Origin of the sequence: Vibrio hepatarius (assembly GCF_001274785.1) — a bacterium.
Classification (GTDB): Bacteria; Pseudomonadota; Gammaproteobacteria; order Enterobacterales; family Vibrionaceae; genus Vibrio; species Vibrio hepatarius.
This window is the reverse complement of the sequence record NZ_LHPI01000004.1, coordinates 168,057-191,050: the sequence shown is the minus strand read 5'-3', so window position 1 is coordinate 191,050 and position 22,994 is coordinate 168,057. Positions and strand designations below refer to the sequence as shown.

General features: G+C 46.0%; 22 protein-coding genes. 9 read left to right on the top strand and 13 right to left on the bottom strand.

Annotation, left to right across the window (positions count from 1 at the left end; translation table 11 throughout):
- Positions 1–118: 118 nt before the first annotated feature.
- On the bottom strand, positions 119–1,489 hold the full coding sequence (locus AKJ31_RS07570; RefSeq protein WP_053408577.1) for an MATE family efflux transporter: 1,371 nt from the start codon (positions 1,487–1,489) through the stop codon (positions 119–121).
- A gap of 108 nt (positions 1,490–1,597) precedes the next feature.
- Here AKJ31_RS07570 and AKJ31_RS07565 point away from each other — a divergent pair, with 108 nt between their 5' ends.
- The gene (locus AKJ31_RS07565; RefSeq protein WP_053408496.1) at positions 1,598–3,028 is read left to right on the top strand and encodes a DUF2867 domain-containing protein; all 1,431 of its coding nucleotides are present in this window, start codon (positions 1,598–1,600) and stop codon (positions 3,026–3,028) included.
- A gap of 76 nt (positions 3,029–3,104) precedes the next feature.
- Here AKJ31_RS07565 and AKJ31_RS07560 read toward each other — a convergent pair whose 3' ends face one another.
- The 3 genes from AKJ31_RS07560 to rsuA all read right to left on the bottom strand — a co-directional run bounded on the left by AKJ31_RS07560 (position 3,105) and on the right by rsuA (position 5,826).
- The gene (locus tag AKJ31_RS07560; protein WP_053408495.1) at positions 3,105–3,764 is read right to left on the bottom strand and encodes a DUF2913 family protein; all 660 of its coding nucleotides are present in this window, start codon (positions 3,762–3,764) and stop codon (positions 3,105–3,107) included.
- Positions 3,764–4,969 (bottom strand): Bcr/CflA family multidrug efflux MFS transporter, encoded by a 1,206-nt coding sequence (locus AKJ31_RS07555; RefSeq protein WP_053408494.1) that lies wholly within the window; start codon positions 4,967–4,969, stop codon positions 3,764–3,766. Before AKJ31_RS07555 ends, AKJ31_RS07560 begins: the two co-directional genes overlap by 1 nt.
- Before the next feature lie 155 nt (positions 4,970–5,124).
- Complete coding sequence (gene rsuA / locus AKJ31_RS07550) at positions 5,125–5,826, bottom strand: 16S rRNA pseudouridine(516) synthase RsuA (RefSeq protein WP_053408493.1); 702 nt, start codon at positions 5,824–5,826, stop codon at positions 5,125–5,127.
- Positions 5,827–5,899: 73 nt separating this feature from the next.
- Between rsuA and radD the strand changes: the two genes are divergently transcribed.
- The 6 genes from radD (at position 5,900) to AKJ31_RS07520 (ending at position 12,710) form a co-directional block, all read left to right on the top strand.
- Positions 5,900–7,642 carry a DNA repair helicase RadD gene (gene radD / locus AKJ31_RS07545; RefSeq protein WP_053408492.1) on the top strand — a complete coding sequence of 581 codons (1,743 nt, stop codon included), beginning with the start codon at positions 5,900–5,902 and terminating at the stop codon, positions 7,640–7,642.
- Between the two features lie 119 nt (positions 7,643–7,761).
- Positions 7,762–8,100, top strand: a complete 339-nt coding sequence (locus tag AKJ31_RS07540) for a PepSY domain-containing protein (RefSeq protein WP_053408576.1) — start codon at positions 7,762–7,764, stop codon at positions 8,098–8,100.
- Between the two features lie 12 nt (positions 8,101–8,112).
- A complete protein-coding gene (locus tag AKJ31_RS07535; protein ID WP_053408491.1) occupies positions 8,113–8,772 on the top strand; it encodes a response regulator transcription factor in 660 nt (219 codons plus the stop codon).
- Positions 8,762–10,108, top strand: a complete 1,347-nt coding sequence (locus AKJ31_RS07530) for an ATP-binding protein (RefSeq protein WP_053408490.1) — start codon at positions 8,762–8,764, stop codon at positions 10,106–10,108. Before AKJ31_RS07535 ends, AKJ31_RS07530 begins: the two co-directional genes overlap by 11 nt.
- A 280-nt stretch (positions 10,109–10,388) precedes the next feature.
- Complete coding sequence (gene rplY, locus AKJ31_RS07525) at positions 10,389–10,667, top strand: 50S ribosomal protein L25 (RefSeq protein WP_053408489.1); 279 nt, start codon at positions 10,389–10,391, stop codon at positions 10,665–10,667.
- Between the two features lie 408 nt (positions 10,668–11,075).
- A complete protein-coding gene (locus tag AKJ31_RS07520; RefSeq protein ID WP_053408488.1) occupies positions 11,076–12,710 on the top strand; it encodes a methyl-accepting chemotaxis protein in 1,635 nt (544 codons plus the stop codon).
- A 70-nt stretch (positions 12,711–12,780) separates the two neighbouring features.
- Here AKJ31_RS07520 and AKJ31_RS07515 read toward each other — a convergent pair whose 3' ends face one another.
- The gene (locus AKJ31_RS07515; protein WP_053408487.1) at positions 12,781–13,146 is read right to left on the bottom strand and encodes a PilZ domain-containing protein; all 366 of its coding nucleotides are present in this window, start codon (positions 13,144–13,146) and stop codon (positions 12,781–12,783) included.
- Positions 13,147–13,419: 273 nt separating this feature from the next.
- Between AKJ31_RS07515 and rarD the strand changes: the two genes are divergently transcribed.
- On the top strand, positions 13,420–14,310 hold the full coding sequence (gene rarD / locus AKJ31_RS07510) for an EamA family transporter RarD (protein ID WP_053408486.1): 891 nt from the start codon (positions 13,420–13,422) through the stop codon (positions 14,308–14,310).
- A gap of 39 nt (positions 14,311–14,349) precedes the next feature.
- Here rarD and AKJ31_RS07505 read toward each other — a convergent pair whose 3' ends face one another.
- From AKJ31_RS07505 to AKJ31_RS07495, 3 genes are all read right to left on the bottom strand, one after another.
- On the bottom strand, positions 14,350–15,762 hold the full coding sequence (locus tag AKJ31_RS07505) for a basic amino acid/polyamine antiporter (RefSeq protein ID WP_053408485.1): 1,413 nt from the start codon (positions 15,760–15,762) through the stop codon (positions 14,350–14,352).
- Positions 15,763–16,618: 856 nt separating this feature from the next.
- Entirely contained in the window at positions 16,619–16,840 is a 222-nt protein-coding gene (locus AKJ31_RS07500; protein ID WP_053408484.1) for a hypothetical protein, read from the bottom strand.
- A gap of 83 nt (positions 16,841–16,923) precedes the next feature.
- Positions 16,924–17,400: a Dps family protein gene (locus tag AKJ31_RS07495; protein ID WP_053408483.1), complete on the bottom strand. Its 477-nt coding sequence runs from the start codon at positions 17,398–17,400 to the stop codon at positions 16,924–16,926.
- Positions 17,401–17,608: 208 nt separating this feature from the next.
- Here AKJ31_RS07495 and AKJ31_RS07490 point away from each other — a divergent pair, with 208 nt between their 5' ends.
- Positions 17,609–18,475 (top strand): patatin-like phospholipase family protein, encoded by an 867-nt coding sequence (locus tag AKJ31_RS07490; RefSeq protein ID WP_053408482.1) that lies wholly within the window; start codon positions 17,609–17,611, stop codon positions 18,473–18,475.
- Positions 18,476–18,525: 50 nt separating this feature from the next.
- Here AKJ31_RS07490 and AKJ31_RS07485 read toward each other — a convergent pair whose 3' ends face one another.
- The 5 genes from AKJ31_RS07485 to AKJ31_RS07465 all read right to left on the bottom strand — a co-directional run bounded on the left by AKJ31_RS07485 (position 18,526) and on the right by AKJ31_RS07465 (position 22,987).
- A complete protein-coding gene (locus tag AKJ31_RS07485) occupies positions 18,526–19,128 on the bottom strand; it encodes a 2OG-Fe(II) oxygenase (RefSeq protein WP_053408481.1) in 603 nt (200 codons plus the stop codon).
- A gap of 104 nt (positions 19,129–19,232) precedes the next feature.
- The gene (locus AKJ31_RS07480; RefSeq protein ID WP_053408480.1) at positions 19,233–19,571 is read right to left on the bottom strand and encodes a DOPA 4,5-dioxygenase family protein; all 339 of its coding nucleotides are present in this window, start codon (positions 19,569–19,571) and stop codon (positions 19,233–19,235) included.
- Positions 19,572–19,627: 56 nt separating this feature from the next.
- On the bottom strand, positions 19,628–20,266 hold the full coding sequence (locus AKJ31_RS07475; protein WP_053408479.1) for a response regulator transcription factor: 639 nt from the start codon (positions 20,264–20,266) through the stop codon (positions 19,628–19,630).
- Entirely contained in the window at positions 20,259–21,614 is a 1,356-nt protein-coding gene (locus tag AKJ31_RS07470; RefSeq protein ID WP_053408478.1) for a cache domain-containing protein, read from the bottom strand. Before AKJ31_RS07470 ends, AKJ31_RS07475 begins: the two co-directional genes overlap by 8 nt.
- An 89-nt stretch (positions 21,615–21,703) precedes the next feature.
- Positions 21,704–22,987, bottom strand: coding sequence for a TRAP transporter large permease (locus AKJ31_RS07465; RefSeq protein ID WP_053408477.1), 1,284 nt, complete (start codon positions 22,985–22,987; stop codon positions 21,704–21,706).
- Positions 22,988–22,994 lie beyond the last annotated feature (7 nt).

Below are 22,994 nucleotides of genomic sequence, written 5' to 3'. Positions count from 1 at the left end.
TCTCGCAAACAATAAAAATTTGGACTGTGAATCTACACTAAATCGATGGCAGTAGGAAGTATTTTGGATACTAGATCACAAGATATGCACCAAACTGCATCAATTTGACGTCCGAGTTCTAATTTTCGATCAAATTTCGAATCCATTTGCGCGTATTCATCCGATAAAGTGAGCCTACCCACTTAATCGCTTCTTCGGTCAAAAACAGCATATATATCCATTCTGGCTGCCAACCTAATCCAATCGCCGCGAATGCGGCAAGTGGGATACCGATCATCCACTGAGCGACGAGGTCTTGGTACAAACAGAATTTCACGTCGCCGCCAGCACGGAGCACACCAACGATCGTCATCATTGGAACAGAGCGTAAGATAATCGCCACGCACAGTACCAACATGAACTTCTCTGCGAGAACGCGAGTCTCATCGGTCAGTGCGCTAAACGCGTCTAGAACCAAGCCTTGGGTAAAGTACAACAAAATCGCGACAGCAATACCGACGAGTAGACTAAGCACCGTTACGCCTATCGCTTGGTAGTAAACCTGTTCGTAGTTCTTCGCGCCAATTTGGTTGCCCACCAACACTGCCGCAGCGTTAGACATGCCAATCAATAATGCTAACGAGATCGATTCGACTGGCGTCATTACCGATAACGCCGCTAGACCTTGAACGCCGGATTGCCCCATGATCGCGTGGTAGGCAAACAATCCTCCCGCCCAAGCAAGAAAGTTGAACGTGGTAGGTAGCGAAAGTTTGAGAAAACGTACCACTCGTTGTAGATCGAGTACCGCTTTAATATCAGCGAAACTGAACGCCAGCAGATGCTTTTTGAAATACAAGTAGCCGTATAAGGTGCCTACCTCAATTGCACCACTTAACACAGTCGCAATTGCCGCACCTTTAATACCCATTGGTGGTACGCCGAACTTACCGAAAATAAAGATCCAGTTAAGAAATACGTTGGACAGAATACCAATACCACTAAAGAAGGTACTGATGCCTGGTTTATGCATCGCGCGCAGGCCGACCGACATACTGGCAACGCACGCCACCGCGAACATACTCACCGATGTAATCACTAGGTAATCGGCGCCTAGCAGAATGACATCATCTGATTTCGTCGCCAACGACATCACTTGCGTCGGGAACAAAATAAACAGCATTGCGGTTAACCCAGCAAATAAACTCGCGACAAACCAAGTCAACGCTGTACTTTCGCGTACACCTTGTTTATTGCCTGCGCCCCAATATTGAGCGGTAAGTAGCGCGCCACCCGTAGTGACACCCACTAGCATGATGGTCGTAACAAATGTCGCACGCGCCGCGACACCGACTGCCGCGATTTCTGCTTCACCAAGTTGACCGAGCATGAGAACATCGACCAAACTGCGGCTAGAAAACATAATGCTTTGCAACGTAATCGGCAGCGCAATAGCCACTAGACGACGGAAAAAGTCTCCTCGGGTGTGATATAAGATCTGAGAAATCATAAAGAAAGACTTACCTCTAGCGACAACAGGCTGAAAATTAGGAAAAATTTGGCTGGTCATTATATGATCAGACGCATATATAAACCATCAAAATAACCGAGGTCATGGATGAAAAAAGTGCTGGTTTTGGGGGCTTCAGGCTACGTTGGTTCGCAACTGCTATTCCAGTTGTGCGAACAAGGCTATCAGGTCACGGCCGCCGCGCGACAAATTGATTATCTGTCCGCAAGGATCACTCCCCACCCTAACCTCACAATGACCTATCTTGACCTTGCGGATAAGCAAGCGACATTAGAATTAGTCCCGCAGTTTGAGTTGGTGTATTTTCTGGTGCATGGTATGGCTCATGGCCATGATTTCCTCGACTACGAGCTCTCGCTTGCGGAAAACTTCTGCGACGCTTTGGCAATCAGTTCCGTCAAACACGTGATCTTTTTGAGCGCTCTGCAACCACAAACTGGTAACTCTGAGCACCTTAGAGCGCGGAAAATGACAGGTGAGATCATCCGTAAAGCCAACGTGCCCATCACTGAACTACGCGCTGGCGTTATTATTGGTGCTGGCTCGGCTGCGTTCGAGATCATGCGTGATTTCGTCTACAACATGCCGATTCTTATCGCGCCTAAGTGGGTTGATTCCAAAGCGAATCCAATCGCACTTGAGAATCTGAATCACTATCTGCTCTCACTCGCTGAAGAAACGCCCAAAGAGCACACTCTCTACGAAGTGGGCGGCCCTGATACGCTCAGTTATCGCGAGCAATTTAAAGTCATCAGTGAAGTGATCAAAAAGCCGATTACTCTCGTCTCGACCTCGTTGCTGACACCAAAGCTGGCGTCAAAATGGTTAGCCTTGGTCACCTCAGTACCATCTAGCATTGGCGCAGCGTTGCTTTCAGGCTTGGAGCATGACTTTATTGCCCACTCACAAGATATCCGCACCAAATATCCGCAAACCCTTATCTCGTTCCGTGAGATGGTCAAAGACAGTATCGCAGCGGAAGGCACTTTTGTTCGCAGTGAAGTCTGGGGCTTTGATCCGGCGGCATTAAAACGTTGGCAAGCGGGATACGGTTACTATCCTAAGCAGACTGGCGCAACCATCGAAACGCAATCCAGCAGCGAACAGTTGTGGCAAGTTGTAAAACAAATTGGCAGCCGTAAAGAGGGGTACTTCTTTGCAAATGCACTTTGGCGTACACGAGAATGGCTGGATATCTTCTTCGGCGGCGGCAAACCCGTTAGACGCTCCCCTCCAGGACCAGAGCTCAAAGTTGGAGACTTTATCGATTCGTGGAAAGTCATCCGCTGTGAAGAGCCACGCTTTCTATCGCTATTATTCGGTATGAAAGGACCGGGGCTCGGAAGACTAGAGTTTACTATTGAAGATTTGGGCGACAGGCGTCGACTCAACGTGACAGCATGGTGGCATCCACAGGGGTTACGCGGCTTGTTGTATTGGTTTGCGATGATGCCCGCTCACCTGTTTATCTTTAAAGGCATGGTCAAAGCAATCGATAGAAAAACCAAGTCACAGTGAACGCTTGAGAGCCAAAACCTTATAAACAAAAAGAGCTTCCATACTAGGAAGCTCTTTTTACTATCATGCTCAGAAACTAGATCTGAAAGCTGAGCGGAATTTCAGCCAAATGCTGACCGCGGTTACCGGGATAAATCAGGTATTCACCGTGGTACTTAACGTTAGACTTATAGTCCGTCACTTTATGTACCATAAAGCCTGCTTGAGCCGCTTTCTCGACAAACTGTGCGTGGTGTCCACGTACAAACCAACTCATCGGTTTAACCAACAACTCACCATCAAAACAGCTGTCACATTGGTCTGCGCACAGCCCCAACGAGTTCTGTCCTTCAGTGTAAAGCTGCACTTTGCCGCAACCAACTAACTGCTCAGAGGTTGAAACCTCCCAACCTTCGTTTTCCATCATATCGAGAAACGCTTCAATGTCGCTGTCTTTGATGACTCGCTCAGGCTTGTCTTGCGCGAAAAATTCGCCGTAGAACTTACTGATGCGTTGAAACGTGAACATCAATCCTGCATCGTTGCCTTTCGAACGCCCTGCTTTTTGCCAACGCGTTAAATCGTCTACCACACAACGTGGGAAACGCTGTGATTTCAGCGCTTTGGTTACCCAACGCACCAAGTAGTGGTTATTCGCAACTGGTGCGTTTACCGCTTTACCAGACTTGTGTTCCGCCGCAAGCTCTTCAAGCGCAGCATTAACTAATTTTTGAATCTCGATTGTATATTCAGACATTAAGCCTTTCTTCCAAATATCCAGTAAAACGCGGCAGACAGAACTGAACATGCCGACATAACGGTAATCATCGGCCAAGTCGCACCGCTTGGCAGCATAGCGACGACAGCACCGATAATCGACCCAGTACCGAAACGTAGCGTACCCGCCAATGAGGATGCAGTACCCGCCATGGTTGGATAACCACTTAGAAGCAACCCCATAGAGTTACTACCGATCGTCGATAACGTGCCGATAAATAAGACCACGAAAGGTACCGTTCCCCATAGCCCGAGGTCAAGCATCCAAGTGACGAAAAGCCCTAGACCGGCGAATAACTGTACCGCTAGGCCAAATCGTAGCATTGCATGAGAACCGACTTTCTTTACCAATCGACCATTGACACTGGTCATAATGATCATCGCGACAATGTTGAGACCAAACAGATAGCCAAAATGGTCTGGTCGGACACCGTAAATATCGATGTAGACAAATGAGCCAGCCGTTAAGAAAGCAAACATGCCCGAAAACGAAAATGCACCAGAGAAGATCAGCCCCATCGCAACAGGGTTGGCACACAAACGAGCATAGTTTCGAATCGTGGTTCTAAAACGCAGTGGCTGTTTCTTTTCAGCCGTCAGAGTTTCTGGGATTTTCCACAATACCAGTGAAATAACCACAGCTGCGAAGATCGCTAACACCCAGAAGATAGAACGCCAGCCAAACCAAATCGCTAAGTGACCGCCGATCATTGGCGCCACAAGCGGCGCAATAGTAATCACCAAGGTGACGAACGACATAGTACGAGCGAAGTCTTCGCGGTCAAACATATCACGCACAACCGCTTGAATGATGACAGCCGCTGCCGCACCCGCAAAACCTTGCGCTGTACGCACATACGTTAGTGCTTCAATGCTGGTTGTTGTCGCGCTCACTAAAGACGCGATACCGAAAAACAGCACGCCAAGGATCAAGATTGGTCTACGACCATAACTGTCCGCCAACGGACCATGAATTAGCTGACCAATAGCAAAGCCTGCGGTGTACGCCGTTAAGGTAATTTGCACTGCACCGTCTGCCACCCCTAAATCGCGCGCGATATCTGGCATCGCCGGCAAATACATGTCGATGGCGAGAGGCGTCAGAGCTCCAATGGCTCCCAGAACAAGGAACAAAAGAAAAGTGATTTGGGGAGCTTTGGTTTGCTCGATTGCAGAACTAGACATAAATCTCCTTCTTGATGGCGTTAGACTAGTTGCCTCCTTGCTACCGACTAACAGAAACAAAAGACCCGCATCTGCGAGCCTTGTGTTTATATTCTTTCAATTAACGAAAAAAGACTAGTTCCCATTAGGAACTAAACTATTTCCTGTGGCTATGATTAGTTCCAAACAGAATCAATTTCGTCTTGAGTTAGATAGCGATATTCGCCCGGCTCTAATGCTTCGTCTAACTCAATCGCGCCAATACGCTCACGGTGTAGGTGCTCTACCTTATTACCCAAAGCAGCAAACATGCGCTTCACTTGATGGTACTTACCTTCCACTATGGTCAGTAGCACTTCATTTTCGCTTTCGTCTACAATTTCCAGTTTAGCGGGTAACGTCGCTTCTTTCTCATTGCGCAACTCGATACCTTCAGCAAACTTCTGTTTGTAGTCCGCTCCGATTGGGTCGGCGAGCCACACACGGTACGTTTTCTCACATTTATGTTTTGGCGACGTAATGCGATGAGACCATTGACCGTCATCGGTGATTAAAACCAAACCTGTCGTATCAACGTCTAGACGACCTGCGAAATGAAGGTCTTCCATTTTCACTTCGTCCAGTAGAACAAACGCAGTATGGTTGAAACCGTCTTCATGCGAGCAAACGTAACCATCAGGTTTAAAAAGCATAATGTAACGAGGGCCCGGTTTGGCGATTTCTCGACCTTGCCACTCAACGACACATTCGTCCGTTACCTTGCATGAACCGCTTTTTTGCACGATGTCATTGACCGTTACATCGCCACTCTTAATGATTTTTGTCGCTTCTTTACGTGTCGCACCTAGTGCATCACACAAATATTTATCTAAACGCATGAATACCTCATCTTTGTCAGGTGAGGTATTATAGTGCGACTGAATCAAATAGTTGAGCTATTTCACACATTTTATGTATACACTCCGTCCCTATCAGGCCGACTCAGTAAAAGCCGTTATTCACTACTTTCGTAAGCACTCCTCTCCCGCGGTTCTGGTATTGCCAACTGGCGCTGGAAAGAGCTTGGTGATTGCTGAGTTAGCACGCCTCGCGAAAGGTCGCGTGCTGGTGCTTGCGCACGTCAAAGAGTTGGTTGAACAAAATCATGCCAAATACGAAGGCTATGGTTTAAAAGGTGCCATTTACTCGGCAGGATTAGGACGCAAAGAAACCGACCAACAAGTGGTGTTTGCTTCGGTTCAGTCTGTGGTACGTAATCTGGACGATTTTAAAAATCAGTTTTCTTTGTTGGTCATTGACGAGTGCCACCGCGTACCTGATAACAAAAACACCAGCTATCAGAAGGTCATCAGTCACTTAAAAGAGCTCAATGTCGGCATCAAAGTACTCGGTTTGACTGCCACGCCTTATCGTCTCGGTATGGGGTGGATTTACCAATATCACACGCGTGGACTGGTACGAACAGAAGAGCCGCGCTTTTTCCGTGACTGCATTTTCGAGCTTCCTATTCGCTATCTATTGGATGAGAAATTCCTTACCCCAGCGCGAATGATGGACGCCCCCGTGTTGAGCTACGACTTCTCTCAGCTGACACCTGCGTCTACTGGCCGTTACAAAGAAGCCGAACTCGACATGGTAATCGACAAAGCCAAACGCGCCACCCCACAAATTGTCGAACAAATCGTTCACCTCGCCAAAGACAAACAAGGCATTATGATCTTCGCGGCCACCGTCCGTCACGCACAAGAGATTTTCTCATTGCTGCCAGAAGGCCAAACCGCTTTGGTAATTGGTGATACACCCACAATTGAACGTGACCGCATCATTCAAGACTTTAAAGACCGCAAGATTAAGTATTTGGTTAACGTTTCGGTATTAACGACGGGCTTTGACGCCCCACACGTTGATTTGATTGCGATCCTACGCCCGACAGAATCCATCAGCCTTTACCAACAGATCGTAGGTCGTGGTCTGCGTCTTTCTCCGGGGAAAGAGGAGTGTCTAGTCCTCGACTATGCAGGCAACAGCTACGATTTATATCAACCCGAAGTCGGCAACCCTAAGCCAGATTCAGACTCAGAAATTATCACCATCCCCTGCCCGGCTTGCGGATTTAATAATAACTTTTGGGGCAAACTCGACAGCAACGGCTTTTTAATTGAGCACTTCGGCCGCAAATGCCAAGGCTTTTTCGAAGATGGCGAAACTGGCGAGCGTGAACACTGTAACTACCGCTTCCGAGCCAAATATTGCGGTGAATGCGGAGCGGACAACGACATTGCCGCGCGCATTTGCCACGAGTGCGATGCCACATTGGTCGACCCAGACAAAAAACTCAAAGAAGCACTCAACTTGAAAGATGCATTGGTGTTCGAATGCAAAGATATGGATCTTAGCGTACATAAAGACGAGAAAGGCAAAAGTAGCCTCAAGGTAACCTACATTGGTGACAACCAAGCACAGGTACACGAATTTTGGCCACTGACGACAAAAAATCAAAAGCAGCGCTTCAAAGACCACTTTGTTCGCCCACACCTTGCCGATAAACATCGCCCCTTTGACGAAGCTTCGCCGACTAAAGTGGTCAACAGCCAGCATCGTTTTCGACTGCCACAATTTGTCATTGCGCGTAAGGTTGGTCGATTTTGGAAAATGCGCGATAAAATATTCCAAGACGAGCTGACCAGCGGATAACAAGGTTATTCACTTAGTGTTCAGATAACGTTAGTAATATAGAGATTAATTGGTTCAACTTGGGGAAAGTCATGCTCAAACCAGCGTTTATTTTATGCCTTTCAACTGCAACGGCTTTGATGCCTCTGCAGCCAGCGTTTGCTCAGAAAGACGGGCACGCGTTGGTACAAGACGTTTATAAGCCAGGCACAGAAATTGAGTTCGATGAAGATCAAGACGAAGTCTATCAAGCGGTAAAGAAAGGCTACATTCGTCCATTCTCAGAAATGTATGCTGCGGTTGAACGAGATTTGCACGGGCGTATTATTGAAGTAGAGCTTGAAGAAGACGACGGTATTTGGGTTTACGAACTCAAACTCAACCACAATAACAACATCATCAAGGTGGAATATAACGCGCAGACCTTCGAAATGCTTGAAATTAAAGGTCGAAACTTCACCAAAGCCCTCAAGAAATAGAAGATAAAGAATATGAAGATACTGGTTGTTGAAGACGAGCCACGCTTGGGCGAACAGATCATTGAAGCATTAGAACAGACTGGCTGGGTACCGGAGCTTTCTCAGGATGGTATTGACGCGCTCTACCGCGCAACATCAGAAGAGTGGGATGCGATTGTTCTCGATTTGGGCCTGCCAAAGCTCGACGGCTTAACGGTATTAAAAAGTATCCGTGACGAAAATATTAACACGCCAGTCATTATATTAAGTGCTCGTGATGGTTTAACGCAGCGTGTCGAAGGTCTCAACGCGGGCGCCGACGATTACCAAACTAAGCCGTTCGAGATGGTTGAACTGATCGCACGCATCCGTGCTCAGCTGCGCCGCGCGTCTGGCAATGCTTCACCGGTGATTCAAATTGGCAACCTAAGCCTAGACACGCGCAGCTCTAAAGTGATGTGGCAAGGTAATCCTATCAGCCTGACCGCGCTGGAATACAAAGTCGTCGCCTACTTTATGCATAACCCGGAAAAGGTCATTTCGCGCACCGAATTGGTCGAACATATCTATAAACAGGACTTCGACCGCGATTCTAATACCATCGAGGTGTTTATTGGCCGTATTCGCAAGAAGATCGCGCCTAAAGTGATTAAAACGGTTAGAGGCTTGGGATATCAACTGAATGCCGAATAGCAAACGCCATTTACTACAACGTTTAAGTTTACGCAGCCGTTTAGTATTGGCAGCTGTGGTGTGGCTGACCGCGATGATCATCGCCGCAGGCATTACCGTTCCTCAGCAAGTTTACAGTTACATGGTCGATGATACTAAAGAGCAGCTCTCTTTATATCTGGACGAGTTATCGGCGGCGATTGATGTCAATGAAAAAGGCCAACTACACCTTAGTGCGCAACTCGCCGACCCACGCTTTTATCAACCTTATAGCGGCCTATACTGGTCGGTAGAAACCGCGAATGACTTACTACGCTCACGTTCTTTGTGGGACCAGCGCATTACATATACCTCGCTCGAGAAGAAACCTCTCGGCGCGAAATCAGAACACCTCATTCTGCTCGAAACCTCGCTTTACTTTCCTGATTACGATGGTCCTATCAAAATATTAGTGGGTATTGATGAGCAACCGATAAAAACCACTGTGTCCAAACTGATGAACCAGTTGTGGGTGATCTTAGCGCTGCTCTACTTCGGCATTCTGTTTATCATTATGATCCAGATTCTGTGGTCGCTTAGCCCATTGTCGAAGATGCGTAAGGAGTTATCGCAAATGCGCACAGGTGACAAAGAAAGGCTCGATAACGATTACCCAAGAGAAGTCGCGCCTGTGGTCGATGACCTCAATGCCCTGCTCTTCCATTATCAAGAGTTACTTGAACGGGCACGAAACCACTCAGGCAATCTATCCCACGCGCTGAAAACGCCGCTGTCTGTGATTCGTAACGAAATTTCTGCTCTAGACGATGAAGAGATCAAACAACGCTTCCAAGAGCCGATAAGCCAAATCCAAAACCAAATAGATTATCACCTTGGGCGTACCAGAATGGCGGGCTCAAAACACATCCTTGCGGTTAAAACCAAGCCGAGCGAACGGATAGACGCAATCTCAATGGCGTTTGACAAAGTGTATGCCTCTCGCGAGATCACACTGATTAACGAGTTGGACTCTGAGATTGAAATTGCGGTGGAGAACACCGACTTTGACGAGATGGTCGGCAACTTACTGGAAAACGCTTACAAGTGGTCGAGCAGTATCATTCGCGTTCATGCCGAGCAGCTAGATAGCGGACGCATCGCAATTGCCATTGAAGATGATGGACCAGGCATTCCCGAAGACAAACTCCAACAAGTGACGCGCCGAGGCGTTAGGTTGGACGAAACCACTCCGGGCAGTGGACTCGGGTTAAATATTGTTAGCGAAGTGGCACACAGCTATCGTGGGGAGCTCTCTTTATCCAGAAGTACGTTAGGCGGCTTAAAAGCCAGCTTGTCGTTCCAAAAACCTCAAGCTTAATTGGCTTGATTCACTTTGGCTCTGTAGCAAGGTTCCATTCAAACGAATGAAATATAACCTCTGCTATAATCGGCTGTGTTGAATTCGCTAACTAATTGAATAGATTTAATCAAAACATAGCCACTTAACACTATTATCTATTGCCCGAAAGCCAAGACAGTGTTAGTATCCGCGCTCGTTTTATGAGTTACTACCAATTACTCGTGAAACGCAATATACATTCTGGCAAGGTCGCATTGCTGAATGTGAAATTAATTTATTCATATTTGAGAGTAATACTATGAAATTTGAAGCAGTAGTACGTACTGAACTAGGTAAAGGTGCGAGCCGCCGCCTACGTCACGCTGGTAAATTCCCTGCTATCGTTTACGGTGGTTCTGAAGCTCCAGTATCAATCGTTCTTAACCACGACGACGTTGTTAACCAAATGGACAAGCCTGAGTTCTACGAAGGTATCGTTCTAGTAATCGACGGCGCTGAAGTGAAAGTTAAGCCACAAGACGTTCAACGTCACGCTTTCAAGCCAAAAGTTGAGCACATGGACTTCATCCGTATCTAATTCCCTACCAAGGAATTATTCGGATTAAATCCTAGCCTTTTGCATATTAAGAATATCGGCCTTACCATCCGAGACTTCTAAAAAATTCGAAACCCCAGAGACTTACCACCTCTGGGGTTTCACCTTTCTGGCCTTTCGAAACCTCATCAATTCTCTCCAATCTCCAAAACCTCTGCTTTATTGATTGTTTTCTAAGCAAAATTCATCTCTACGCCTCTCACCAAATTGGATGTTCGTCTAAATAATCGACAATTGAGACAATAGTGACTCATATAATTTAGATTTTTACCATACGACACACTTGATAATAAATACGCTATATAGCAAGCTGCAATAAGTAACTAAGCGCATTTCCTTATAATAAACCTGTAATAATTTTTGATTAATATCAATTGTTTAGGATGTACTATGCTAAATAGCCTTAAAATAAAACATAAGCTCGCTCTACCTATAGTGTTACTCGCCGCGGTGATTGCCGGCACAACCACCCTTAACGTAATTCAAGCTGACCGCCAAGAATCTTTGAACGATCAGCTTAACAATGAAGTGCAACCCGTTATGGACAGCTTAGAGGACGGTTATCGAGACCTCTATCAAGTCGTTACTGCAGCACAGGGGTTAATGTTGGCTAAGACCCAGGCTGATATTGAGTACAACATTGAAGAGTTTAAGGACAATGCCTACAAAGCGGTACCTCGATTAAGCAAAGCCAGCGTGCTAGTGGAAGCGGGACACCTTTCTCCGGAACAGCAACGTGAAATTGATAAAATCTCAGCTGCGACCACTGCATGGGTAAAACTTTACGAGCCAATGTTTGAAAATCCATCTCAGGCTATTTCGTACTATGAGCAAAACCGCGCGAAGTTAGATAACGAGTTCCGCATCATCCGCGAGCAACTCACCACTATTCGTGAGCAAGTAGAGCAACTGCAACTTACTCTACGCGAAGAATCCGCCGCTTCTATTGAATCGAGCAAGTTGGTGCTTGAGCTAAGTGCACTATTCGCCGTGGTATTGGTAGGTTTCTCATTCTGGGTTTCGAATAAACTGATCCTTAACCCAATTAACCGAATTAATAGCGCTATGAACGATATCGCGACGGGTGATGGCGATTTGTCACAGCGTATTGAAGTACAAAGCACAGATGAACTGGGTCAGCTATCGAAAGCATTTAACCAGTTTGTAGAGCGCATCCATTCCACAGTTAGCCAAGTGATCGTCTCCTCTAACGCAGTACGCGCTGAGATGGAGAACATTAAGTCGCTCACGCAATCTGTCGCTGATTTCTCTGGCCACCAGCAACAAGAAAGTGAAATGGTCGCAACAGCCGTCAATGAAATGCAAGCGACCAGCGAAAGCGTTGCTTCTAGCGCAGAGGAAGCGGCTCTCGCAAGTACTAATGCAAACGACGAAGCATCCAACACAGATCGAGTGCTCAACAGCACTGTGAACTCAATTGAGACGCTCGCTCAAGAGATCGATAACGCCAGCGTCGTCATTCATAATCTAGACACAGATGTTGGCAACATCGCTTCTATTCTTGATGTGATTCGCGGTATTGCCGACCAAACCAACCTTCTGGCACTTAACGCGGCAATTGAAGCGGCTCGTGCAGGCGAACAAGGCCGAGGATTCGCGGTTGTTGCAGATGAAGTACGCTCATTAGCAGGACGTACTCAGGAAAGCACTGGCGAGATTCAGACGATGATTGAGAAGCTTCAGGAAGGAGCCCGTCAAGCCGTTACTGTTATGGAAGCGAGTAAAGAAAGCGGACAGCAGACAATCGTTACTGCAGGAAGCGCCTCAGACTCACTTAAAGAGATCATGGCATCTATCGCCAAAATGAATGAAATGAATACGCATATCGCTACTGCGGCAAGCGAGCAAAATAGCGTGAGTGAAGAAGTAAACAACAACGTGACGCGTATTCTCGACAACAGCAACCAAATGGTCGAAATGGTCAATCATTCTGAAAGTGCGTGTCAGGCGCTGTCTGAACAGTGTGAAAACTTAGACAGATTGGTCGCTCAATTTAAGGTTTAATACCTACCACCATAGATGAAAAAACCCACCGAATGGTGGGTTTTGTTTATTTTACTATCGTGCTAGCTATTTAATTCGAGTCATATATTCCGCTGCGGACGCGTTCAAAGTAAATCGGATAGTTATTACGAATATTACGTTGCTCATCCACCATATGTTTAAACGATGGACCTTTATCAAATTGAATCACTACTTCTTCACCAGCGAACCTCAACACGGTTCCTTCAACGGCAATTTCACAGCCGTTATGTAGTGACAACAATCCTTTCATCTCAGTTCCGACCTGCAAATTGGTGAACCCGTTCATAACGATGCGCATTCCACCCTCAGACAATTCGCTAACACGGAACCTTTCTTGAGAAAAACGAACGCTTGGCATCGCTCGTCTAGGATATTTTAGGCGGTAGAATTGGCGTCGTTGTTCTACTGCGCTCATGAGTTACTCCTTTTAATCATAAGCCTTGAACAATCTAAAAAAACAAACCTTTATGGTTTCAAGCTACAAAGCGGGCTTAGATTATTACTCTTTAATAACGGTTTAACGGCTGAATATAGATAAATATGTCGATATTTTCCAGCTAAATAACTTCGCTCTAAAATAATTGATATAAAGACTAAGCTAGAAAAACATTTATGCGATGTAAAACACTTTACTTTGCTAATCATAGCACGTAAATTTCGTTCAATTTCCATTCAATGTGATGCACTTATGTCTGAGCAACGTCTAGGCAATTGGATGGCTGCACTCTCCTTTTTTCTTTGGGGAATCCTGCCTCTCTATTACCAGTTTCTACCTAATGCCGCGATGGACGAACTCTTGCCAGTTCGACTACTAGCGTCGATACCCTGTTGCCTATTGATCTGTTTGGCAGTGACTAGCAAGTTGCCTAACATAAAAGAGGCTTGGGCAGATAAACGCTCGTTAAAACTGACGTTTATTGGCACGGTGGTGATGTCACTTTCTTGGACAGCGTTCATCTGGGCACTCACTCACAACCGCGTCATTGATGCGAGCTTGGGCTTCTTTATTACCCCTTTGATGATGTGTGCACTAGGGGTGATGGTGTTTGGCGAAGTCTTATCCCCCGGAAAGAAGATCGCCTTAACTCTCGCGACCATCGGTTTGAGTTACCAAATCATTCAATACGGTGAAATGCCGTTTATTGCTTTGATCATGGCGATATTCTTTTCACTCTATGGTTTGTGTAAGAAAAAGATCGCCTACAGCTGGAGTACCTGCTTATTTATGGAAGCGTTGCTGCTTGCTCCCTTTGCGATTGGTTACTTGCTATTTAAAGAGCTCACGGTTGGTAGTGTTATCGTTCAAGCAGATCTAAATACGCTGTTATTGTATATGGGCGCGGCGCCAGCAACGTTAATTCCGTTGGTGTTCTATTCTATTGCGATTCGATTAACCAGCATGTCGACCGTTGGCTTGATGCAGTATATTGAACCGTCCATTCAGTTTCTGTTGGCGATTTTTCTATTTAATGAAATGTTTGATGAAGTTAAAGCTATCAGCTTTGGATTGATTTGGATTGGATTATTGCTAACGATTTTAGAAACATCACGTAATCGCTACGCATTAAAACGGCTCTGAAACGATATAAAAAATCCCCTCATGTGAGGGGATTTTTTTCTATACCGCGAGCATTCCATTCCACAGCATTCCAACTGCCACAACAGCGACTAAGCTCAGAGCGCAAGCCCCTAACCGCTCTTTCCCTTGGAATGGGTTAATGCCCTGCTCTTTCTTCGCTTGGATGTAAAAGTACAGGCCGGGTACATACAGGATTGCCGATAGCATTAAGTAATTCAGACCAGACGCGTAAAGCAGCCAAACGCCATAAACAGCCGCGCCGAAACCAATCATTAACAAGCTGCCGCGGTTTCTCTCTTGTAAAGCGATTTTCAGTACAAACGCACCCACAAGGAAATACGGCACCAAGATCATTTCCGATGCAATAACTAATAAGGTGTCGTAAGTGCTCCCCGCAAACATCACCACGATCAGTGATACCTGAATCCAGATGTTGGTCAGTGTGAGGGCTTTAACCGGGCTTCCTGCGTCATTCAGCTTACCGTAGGCCTTAGGGAACATTTTTTCCTTGGCGCACAAATAAGGCGCTTCAGCAGCAAGGACTGTCCAGCTTAAGAACGCACCGCATACCGAAATTAATAGGCCGATACTTATGATGTATTGCCCCCACGGACCAAGAATATGCGTCAACACTTTTGCCATTGATGGATTTTGGAACTCCGCAAGCTCGGTTGGTTTAATCACACCCATCGATAGCAATGTAACAAAGACATAAATCGCAAGCGCTGTCAGCAGACCAAGAATTGTTGCTCGGCCGATATCTTTGCGGTCGCGGGCGCGACTTGATACCACCACTGCGCCTTCAATACCGATAAATACCCACACCGTAATCAGCATGGTGCTCTTAACTTGCGAGAGTAAATCGTGCTCTTCGCCGAAGTGCAAACCGGTAAAGTCGAGCGTAAAAGTGTCCCAACGAAACGCAATAAAGGTACACACGACAAAGATCAAGAGCGGGATTAACTTAGCAAACGTCGTCACCATGTTAATCAGCGCTGCAGTTTGCACCCCACGTAACACCAACGCATGCACCATCCACAATAGACAAGACGCGCCAGCAATCGAGAGCCAAGTATTACCTTGACCAAATAGCACAGAGTCTGGTGTATCGAAAAGCATCCCCAAAGTGCTAAATACGATCACCAAGTAAGAGACGTTTGCGAGCATGGCACTGAGCCAATAACCCCACGCAGAGCAGAATCCGACGAAATCACCAAACCCCTCTTTTGCATAGCCGAATACCCCACTATCGACTTCAGGGCGGTGAAACGCCAATTTTTGGAAAGAAAGCGCCAGAAAGATCATCCCAATGCCGGTGATTGTCCAGCCAATCATCACCGCAGCAGGGCTCGCAACAGAAGCCATATTTTGCGGTAAGCTAAAAACCCCTGCGCCAATCATCGAACCGATGACGATCGCGGTCAGAGAGCTAAGACCTAATTTGTTATCCATTATAATTATCCGGTGTACCAGGTTTTCTATATTTTAGGAGACGCATTTTACGCTGAAACCAATGCAACAGGCAGAGCTGATGTGAGCTATATCTCAGAGATCGGCGAGAAAACCTAACTTTCATTGTTACCGATCAAACCTCGGGCGGCATTATAATAATTTCGCTCCAGTAAAATAAAACTAAATAGCAAATAACTGTCGCATAAATTCATCATTATGGGATATTTCACCAAAAACCAACCGAATAGCCACATAAATTAAACTTACAATTATTAAGGATAAGTGACTTTTTATCCTAATGAAGATGACATTTATCCAAACTTCATTCGTCTCATCCAGTGCATGCTCAAAAAGTGGTCTACACTAAGTTTATCTTCTCCCAAGAAGATACTGAGTAAAAATTACTTCCTGTGGTGAGACCACTTTCAAGCCTTGGCCAATGCTTTGCATATCGGGCTTTTAAAGTGGTCCTTTTTTTGCCTGATTTTCTAGGGCGTGTTGACCTTTCGCGGTTAAATTTTGTTCGAGATAAAAGCGTTTTAATCGCGGCGAGAGGTTTGCCGCCTAGTCATTCTAAGCAATACAACTCTCAACAAAGAGTAAAACGCTTTTAGCCGAACCCTTTGGGCAGCGTTTGTGGGCCCTTTCTACTGCGTTATCGGCTTATCAAGTAGAGTAACTACATATCTAAGCCTCTGCCTTGTATAAAGAACCCACAAACTGCTGCAAAAATCATCTCGAAAGGTCAACACGCCCTAGCAGAATAAATACAAAAAAAGCAGCCTTAGTGGCTGCTTTTTATCGTTTTAAGAACTGTGTTCGTTAGTCGTTGATAAGGTAAGTTACGTTGCTAGAATCAATGATGGCGATCATCAGGCTGCTCTGAAAAATCGACCTGTTTATAAATATCAGCCAGAGACTTAGCTTTGGCTTTCTTACCGCGTTTATTCTGGGCAACATAACCGTCTTCTTGGTCTTTTATCGCCCTTTCATGGGCTTTCGCCGATTGAATAAACTCCGGGTCTGACAACGCCTTTTGACGTAGGCGGTTAACGCGTTCAATGGTTTCCCATATCATATGCCACCTCCTTTACCTGTTTATATAAACAGTATAGTTACTCAAACCAGTTCGTCAAGTTTTCTGTATGTCCATACAGCTGCTTATTGAAGATAAGCGTTAAGCATCCACATCAACTTTTCTTGTTCACGGATGTAATCACCCATCAATGCTGCAGTACCTTCATCATTGGCTTCACCAGCACGCTCAAGAATACTGCGCTGCTTAACAAGCAAAGTGCTGAATCCGCTGACTAGCCCACTCACACACTCAATACCTTGGGTTGCGTTGCGATGTTCTAGAATTGAACTGCCTTTAAGGTACTGGCTAAAGCTGTGATCCGGTGTAAAGCCAAGCGTCAGGATTCGCTCTGCAAGTTCATCAATCTTCACCTGAAGGTCGGTATAAATTTCTTCGAATTTCGCGTGCAGTTCAAAGAATGCCTGACCTTTGATGTTCCAGTGATAACCACGAGTATTCATGTACAACACTTGGTAATGTGCAAGCAGATGGTTCAATTCATTTGCCAGTTGTTGTGCGTCATTTTGGTTCAAGCCAATTAGGTTTACATGTGTCGTCATAATCTTTGCCCTCAGATTTTCGTTAACATCTTTTGTGTCTGTGGGATTAATTTAACGTGGGTAGATAAATAGTTAAATCCGATTAAAACTATCAATTTGATAGGCAATATTTATTTAAGGTAACGCCTATCTCAACGATTAACACAACCGATTATCACGAGGTCGACGAGTTCAGTACGCTATAAAAAACAGATACGAATGAGAACAGATGAAAGCATTAGTAGTAGAAGGCGGCGCAATGCGCGGCATATTTGCAGCGGGCGTACTAGACACCTTTATTAAGCAAGATTATTACCCTTTTGACTTTACGGTGGGTGTTTCAGCGGGCGCTTCAAATCTGATTGGTTATCTCTCAAAACAGCATAAGCGCAGCTACGACGTTATTACGACTCTTGCTACTGACAGCGCCTTTTTCAATCCAAAACGTTTCCTTAAAGGCGGCAACTTAGTCGATGTAAAGTGGTTGGTATCGGAATCTCAGCACCAATACCCGATTGATGAACAAGCTTTCCAGCAAAGCCCACCAATGCTTGCGGTGGCGACGAATGTAGAAACCGGTAAAGCAGACTACTACAGTGTGAATCGCCACAACCTTAGCGATGTGATTGAGGCGACCAGTGCACTGCCATTGGTTTACAAACGCACGCCTTGTTTCTCTGGTGGGTGTTACACCGATGGTGGCGTAGCGGATTCGATTCCGGTAATTGAGGCTTATCGTCGAGGCGCACGCGATATTACAGTGGTTTTGTCTCACCCGCTGAGCTATGAGATGCCTAAAACGCGTCATTCTTGGTTGTTGGAGCGCTTGCTAGCGAAACACCCCAAAATTGCAGAGGCGATGAAGAACCGCGCCGAGAATTACAATCAATCGTTGCAGTTTATTCGTAATCCACCAGCCGATGCGGTCATTCGAGTGATTGCGCCTAGAGAAGACTTTGAAGTGAAACGCCTGACGATGAACAAAACGATTTTAGATAAGGGTTATCAGATGGGGTTGGAAGAAGGTCAGGCACACCTAGCGATTCGTAAAGGCCAATTTGGTCTCAACGAAGAAAACTGCCATTTCTGTGTCTAATGAATTACAAGTTCACCAGTGTGCTCGACACTGGTGAGCTTTTCTTTGAATCAACTGGCGATATCTAAGTAGTTTTCAGTAACGCCGTTAACGCGAAACCACCCTGCAATGCTGTAACGCTTTCTGTTCGCTGGCAGAACTTCATGGGGGAATTGTTCTGAAAAGAACACCGCTAAACGCCCTGCTTGTGGAGAGATCTTGCTTAGCAAGTTGTCGTCGAGATCGTAAACCACTAACTCACCGCCATCGCTATCCTGCCAATCATCATTTAGGTAGAAAACGATCGTCAGCCTACGGTTACGGTTGTGTTGGAAACTATCGAGGTGCTTTTGGTAAAAATCGCCTTGTTCGTATTTAGCAAAATGCGCTTCAAACTCAAACAAGCCCAAGAAAAAATGGCGATTTACTTCCAGTCTGATTTCTTCCATTCGGTCTAAGAACGACTCGACTGGCTTACCCATGGACGGCTCTAACCATTGGATTTTATCGCTACGAATAGAAGCTTCTCGAATGGCCTCTTCACTGCGACCAATACGAGCTTTGTTCCATTCATTTGGCAGATGCTCTCTCAATTCAGCGACTTCATCTGGGGTTAAAAAGTTGTCCCAGACGTAGTATCCGTGGGTAAAAAGAGCATCAATAAGCGGGTTCATTAGTGGGGAGAGTCCAGAATAACTTTAAAGAAGCCTTATACAGAACTCTCGCCAACGGTATCAAATCAGCCTATTTGTCATTACGATTAATAATTCTAATACCACTATAACCGAGTTAGGTTTAACTCTACTTCAGAACCGAGCCAGTAAGCATAATCGGTGTGATCTTTGTAGTCGTCATCGGTGACGGCATGAACAAGTACAGACAACTCTGCTCGCGCGTTATCGAGCCAAGGGATCAGCAGGTCAAATTGCTCTTGTTTGAACTCGATAGCAAAACTCCAACGCAGATGCGGCCCCACCAGTTTCTGGTGAAAATTGCCCACAGCGAAGCCGAGTTCGTTCTGAATACGCTCGCGTAGCTCAAAAGAGAAATCGCGAGTTTGCTCATCAAAGTAGATATGAGCATGGTAGTCTTGGTGTTGATTGACTGGATATTTCATTATCTTAGTGGCATAGAGAAAAACGCGGTCATACTAACATTAATTCTCATTCTCGCCTAACTCACTAACCCTCTTTCCACTGCATACTTGGCTAATTCCGCCGTGCTGTGTAAATCCAATTTGTGCTTGATGTTTTGACGATGAGTTTCGACGGTGCGATAGCTGATGTTCAACAGCGAGGCGACTTTCTTGCTGCTGTGCCCTTGAGCAACTAACTTAAGTACAGCCTCTTCTCGTCGACTTAACGGATTCGGCTTTTGCGCTGCTGGCGTCACTTCCTGAGAAAATAGCGTTTGTGTCACCGACTCACAAAAGTACGTCGAGCCTTGGTTGACGGTTTTGATCGCCTGAACCATTTTTTCCGCGCTGATTTCTTTTAGCATGTACCCAACCGCACCCACCTGCATGACTTTCATAATGTATTCGCGGTTGTCATGCATGGTCAGCATCAGCACTTTTGCATTCGGGTTTTCTTCACGAATCACACTGGTGGCTTCTATGCCATTCATTACTGGCATACTAACGTCCATCAGTACGACATCGGGTTGCAACTCTTTTACAACATTAATCGCTTCCAAACCGTTACTCGCCGTACCGATGACTTCAATCCCCGCCTCCATTTGCAACCGCGCAATAAATCCATCCAAAACTACTTGGTGATCATCTGCAATGACCACGCGAATTGTGCTATCCATAAATCAATCCATCCAATTGCAACAACACGGTTATTTCCGTTCCAAATCCAGGTTCACTCTCGATTTCGAAATCACCACCGATAAACTCTACTCGCTCACGCATATTACGCAGACCGATTCCGCCTTTGCGCATCGCGCTATTGACGTCAAAGCCGACGCCATCGTCACGAATAATTAACTGCAACATATTACCCATCTGCTGCAAGATGACACTCACTTTCGTCGCATTGGAGTGTTTCTCTATGTTAGTGAGCGATTCCTGAGCCACGCGATACAAGGTTGTCGCGGCCTCTGAATGCAAACGACCAGGTTGAGTAGACAGCGACGCTTCAATTTCTACGCCCGAATGTGCTTTGTAGTCTTGAAGTAAGCTGTTCATTGCCGCTTCCAGACCGATGTCGTCAAGCGCGCTTGGACGCAGTTGATGTGAAATATTGCGCACTTCGTTAATCGCAGTCATCAAAGAGTGTTGCGATTTCGACAAGTATTTTTGCAATTCAGGCTGCTCTATTTTGCTGTTGAGCAAGTCCAAGTGGCACTTGCTTGAAACCAGCAGCTGGTTGATTCCGTCATGTAGCTCTCGAGCGAGATGTTTTTTCTCGTCTTCTTGAAACATCACCGTCTTATGCGCCAGTTCTTTCAAGCTACGATCTGCGAGTCTGTGCTCATGTAAATTAACCGCCAAGGTGATCACCACAATCACCGCCACCGTGACAATCACAATCACTACTACAGTAAAAAAGGTGGTTTCGATATTTTGGTTAATTTCCGACTGCAGCTTGGCAACCTCGGTCGACACATCTTCCATGTAAAGACCAGTACCGATCATCCACTTCCATTTATCTAGCCAAGCGGCATAACTGAGCTTAGGAACGTTTTCGCCCGTTGAGGGCTTTTGCCATAAGTAACGATGAAAACCGCCGCCGCTTTGCGCCTGATACAGCAAGGCTTCAATCAGATAATCACCGTTTTCATCTTGTAGATTGAGTAAGTTTTGTCCGATTAACTCAGGAATAATCGGGTGAACGAGGTTGGTGCCGTTCTCGTCATAAACAAAGAAGTAACCATCTTTGCCAAAGCGCAGACCATCAACGATCTCTTTCACCTGCTGCTGCGCCACGTCTTGCGGCAAGTCAGGGTCGTTATAGATATGAGAAATAGCGCCAATCACCAGCTCAACACGGTCTTTCAGTGCAGTCTCTTTCGATTGGATCAGCCCTTCCTTGAATAGCTTGACTTCGTTCTCACCTAACGCCTGAGCTTGGTAGATAGATATCCAGCTGGTTATCGCGGTCACCAGCAACAACGGCAATAAGCTCAATAGTATGAGTTTCGCTTGTAGATGCATTTCATTCCCTTTAATACAACAAAAGCTGCTTGTCTTTCGACAAGCAGCTTTACTATATCAATTGTTGTTAATTAACTGTAATTAACCGGTCACATTCCATAGAATCCCGGGAATATCAGTAAGCTAGAGAGTATCAATATTTGGATAGCGATGAACGGCATCACGCCTCGGTAGATATCTCTGGTCGTCACACCTTGTGGTGCGACCCCTTTAAGGTAGAACAAGCTAAAACCAAATGGCGGCGTCAGGAACGAAGTCTGTAGGTTCATTGCAATCAAAATCGCAAACCAAGTCATGTTGATGCCCATGATCTCTGCAATAGGAGCTAGGATTGGCACGATGATGAAACAGATTTCAACGAAGTCGATAAAGAAACCCAACACCAAGATGACCAACATAGTAACAATCAAAAAGCCCCACTTATCACCCGGCAGCTGCAGCATCCACTCTTCCACTAAGTAGTCACCCCCCGTGTAGGTAAACGCCATTGAGAATGCCGTCGCACCCAACAGAATAGCAAATACCATCGCGGTCACTTTAACCGTCTCTTTCGACGCGTCGTAAACCATCTTCCAGCTAAATTGCTTATACAGAAGTGCAAGAACAATCGCCCCAGCGCCACCTAACGCAGCAGATTCTGTTGGCGTTGCGACACCAGCAAAGATGGACCCCAGAACCACAACGATCAGAGCCAGTGGCGGAATCACAGCTTTCAGAGCGGTAATCACTTCTTCTTTACGGCTGACCGAACCATCACTTGGAATAGGTTGAGCCGCTTCTGGATTCATTTTTGCGTAGATAAGAATGTAAACCACGTACGCGCCAACCAAAACTAAACCCGGCCACACTGCAGCTTGGAACAAATCGCCGACTGGCACGCCTAGTACATCACCAAGTAAGATCAATACGATTGATGGCGGGATAATTTGCCCTAACGTACCAGACGCACAAATGGTGCCGCACGCTAAACCTTTGTCGTAGTTGTACTTAAGCATTACGGGCAAAGAGATAAGTCCCATCGCAACCACAGATGCACCGACGACCCCCGTAGATGCCGCAAGCAACGCGCCAACCAAGACTGTTGAGATCGCGATACCGCCGCGCACGCCACCAAACAGTTTACCCATCGATTCAAGCAACTGCTCTGCAAGACGTGTTTTTTGTAGCACCAAGCCCATGAAGACAAACAACGGCACTGCCATCAACACCGTGTTCTCCATAATGGACTGAATGCGATATGGCATAAAGGCGAACATATCAAAGCCTTCGGCCCAAACGCCAAATATCAGTGCAATACCACCGAAGGTAAAGGCAACTGGAAAGCCAAGTAGCAAAGCAAACAAGGCAACGAAAAACATTACTATACCGACCATGATTTGC

Bases quoted from the DNA above. Each gene is read 5' to 3' on its own strand.
- AKJ31_RS07570 (WP_053408577.1), bottom strand. From the start codon at position 1,489: ATGATTTCTCAGATCTTATATCACACCCGAGGAGACTTTTTCCGTCGT.
- AKJ31_RS07565 (WP_053408496.1), top strand. From the start codon at position 1,598: ATGAAAAAAGTGCTGGTTTTGGGGGCTTCAGGCTACGTTGGTTCGCAA.
- AKJ31_RS07560 (WP_053408495.1), bottom strand. From the start codon at position 3,764: ATGTCTGAATATACAATCGAGATTCAAAAATTAGTTAATGCTGCGCTT.
- AKJ31_RS07555 (WP_053408494.1), bottom strand. From the start codon at position 4,969: ATGTCTAGTTCTGCAATCGAGCAAACCAAAGCTCCCCAAATCACTTTT.
- rsuA (WP_053408493.1), bottom strand. From the start codon at position 5,826: ATGCGTTTAGATAAATATTTGTGTGATGCACTAGGTGCGACACGTAAA.
- radD (WP_053408492.1), top strand. From the start codon at position 5,900: ATGTATACACTCCGTCCCTATCAGGCCGACTCAGTAAAAGCCGTTATT.
- AKJ31_RS07540 (WP_053408576.1), top strand. From the start codon at position 7,762: ATGCCTCTGCAGCCAGCGTTTGCTCAGAAAGACGGGCACGCGTTGGTA.
- AKJ31_RS07535 (WP_053408491.1), top strand. From the start codon at position 8,113: ATGAAGATACTGGTTGTTGAAGACGAGCCACGCTTGGGCGAACAGATC.
- AKJ31_RS07530 (WP_053408490.1), top strand. From the start codon at position 8,762: ATGCCGAATAGCAAACGCCATTTACTACAACGTTTAAGTTTACGCAGC.
- rplY (WP_053408489.1), top strand. From the start codon at position 10,389: ATGAAATTTGAAGCAGTAGTACGTACTGAACTAGGTAAAGGTGCGAGC.
- AKJ31_RS07520 (WP_053408488.1), top strand. From the start codon at position 11,076: ATGCTAAATAGCCTTAAAATAAAACATAAGCTCGCTCTACCTATAGTG.
- AKJ31_RS07515 (WP_053408487.1), bottom strand. From the start codon at position 13,146: ATGAGCGCAGTAGAACAACGACGCCAATTCTACCGCCTAAAATATCCT.
- rarD (WP_053408486.1), top strand. From the start codon at position 13,420: ATGTCTGAGCAACGTCTAGGCAATTGGATGGCTGCACTCTCCTTTTTT.
- AKJ31_RS07505 (WP_053408485.1), bottom strand. From the start codon at position 15,762: ATGGATAACAAATTAGGTCTTAGCTCTCTGACCGCGATCGTCATCGGT.
- AKJ31_RS07500 (WP_053408484.1), bottom strand. From the start codon at position 16,840: ATGATATGGGAAACCATTGAACGCGTTAACCGCCTACGTCAAAAGGCG.
- AKJ31_RS07495 (WP_053408483.1), bottom strand. From the start codon at position 17,400: ATGACGACACATGTAAACCTAATTGGCTTGAACCAAAATGACGCACAA.
- AKJ31_RS07490 (WP_053408482.1), top strand. From the start codon at position 17,609: ATGAAAGCATTAGTAGTAGAAGGCGGCGCAATGCGCGGCATATTTGCA.
- AKJ31_RS07485 (WP_053408481.1), bottom strand. From the start codon at position 19,128: ATGAACCCGCTTATTGATGCTCTTTTTACCCACGGATACTACGTCTGG.
- AKJ31_RS07480 (WP_053408480.1), bottom strand. From the start codon at position 19,571: ATGAAATATCCAGTCAATCAACACCAAGACTACCATGCTCATATCTAC.
- AKJ31_RS07475 (WP_053408479.1), bottom strand. From the start codon at position 20,266: ATGGATAGCACAATTCGCGTGGTCATTGCAGATGATCACCAAGTAGTT.
- AKJ31_RS07470 (WP_053408478.1), bottom strand. From the start codon at position 21,614: ATGCATCTACAAGCGAAACTCATACTATTGAGCTTATTGCCGTTGTTG.
- AKJ31_RS07465 (WP_053408477.1), bottom strand. From the start codon at position 22,987: ATGGTCGGTATAGTAATGTTTTTCGTTGCCTTGTTTGCTTTGCTACTT.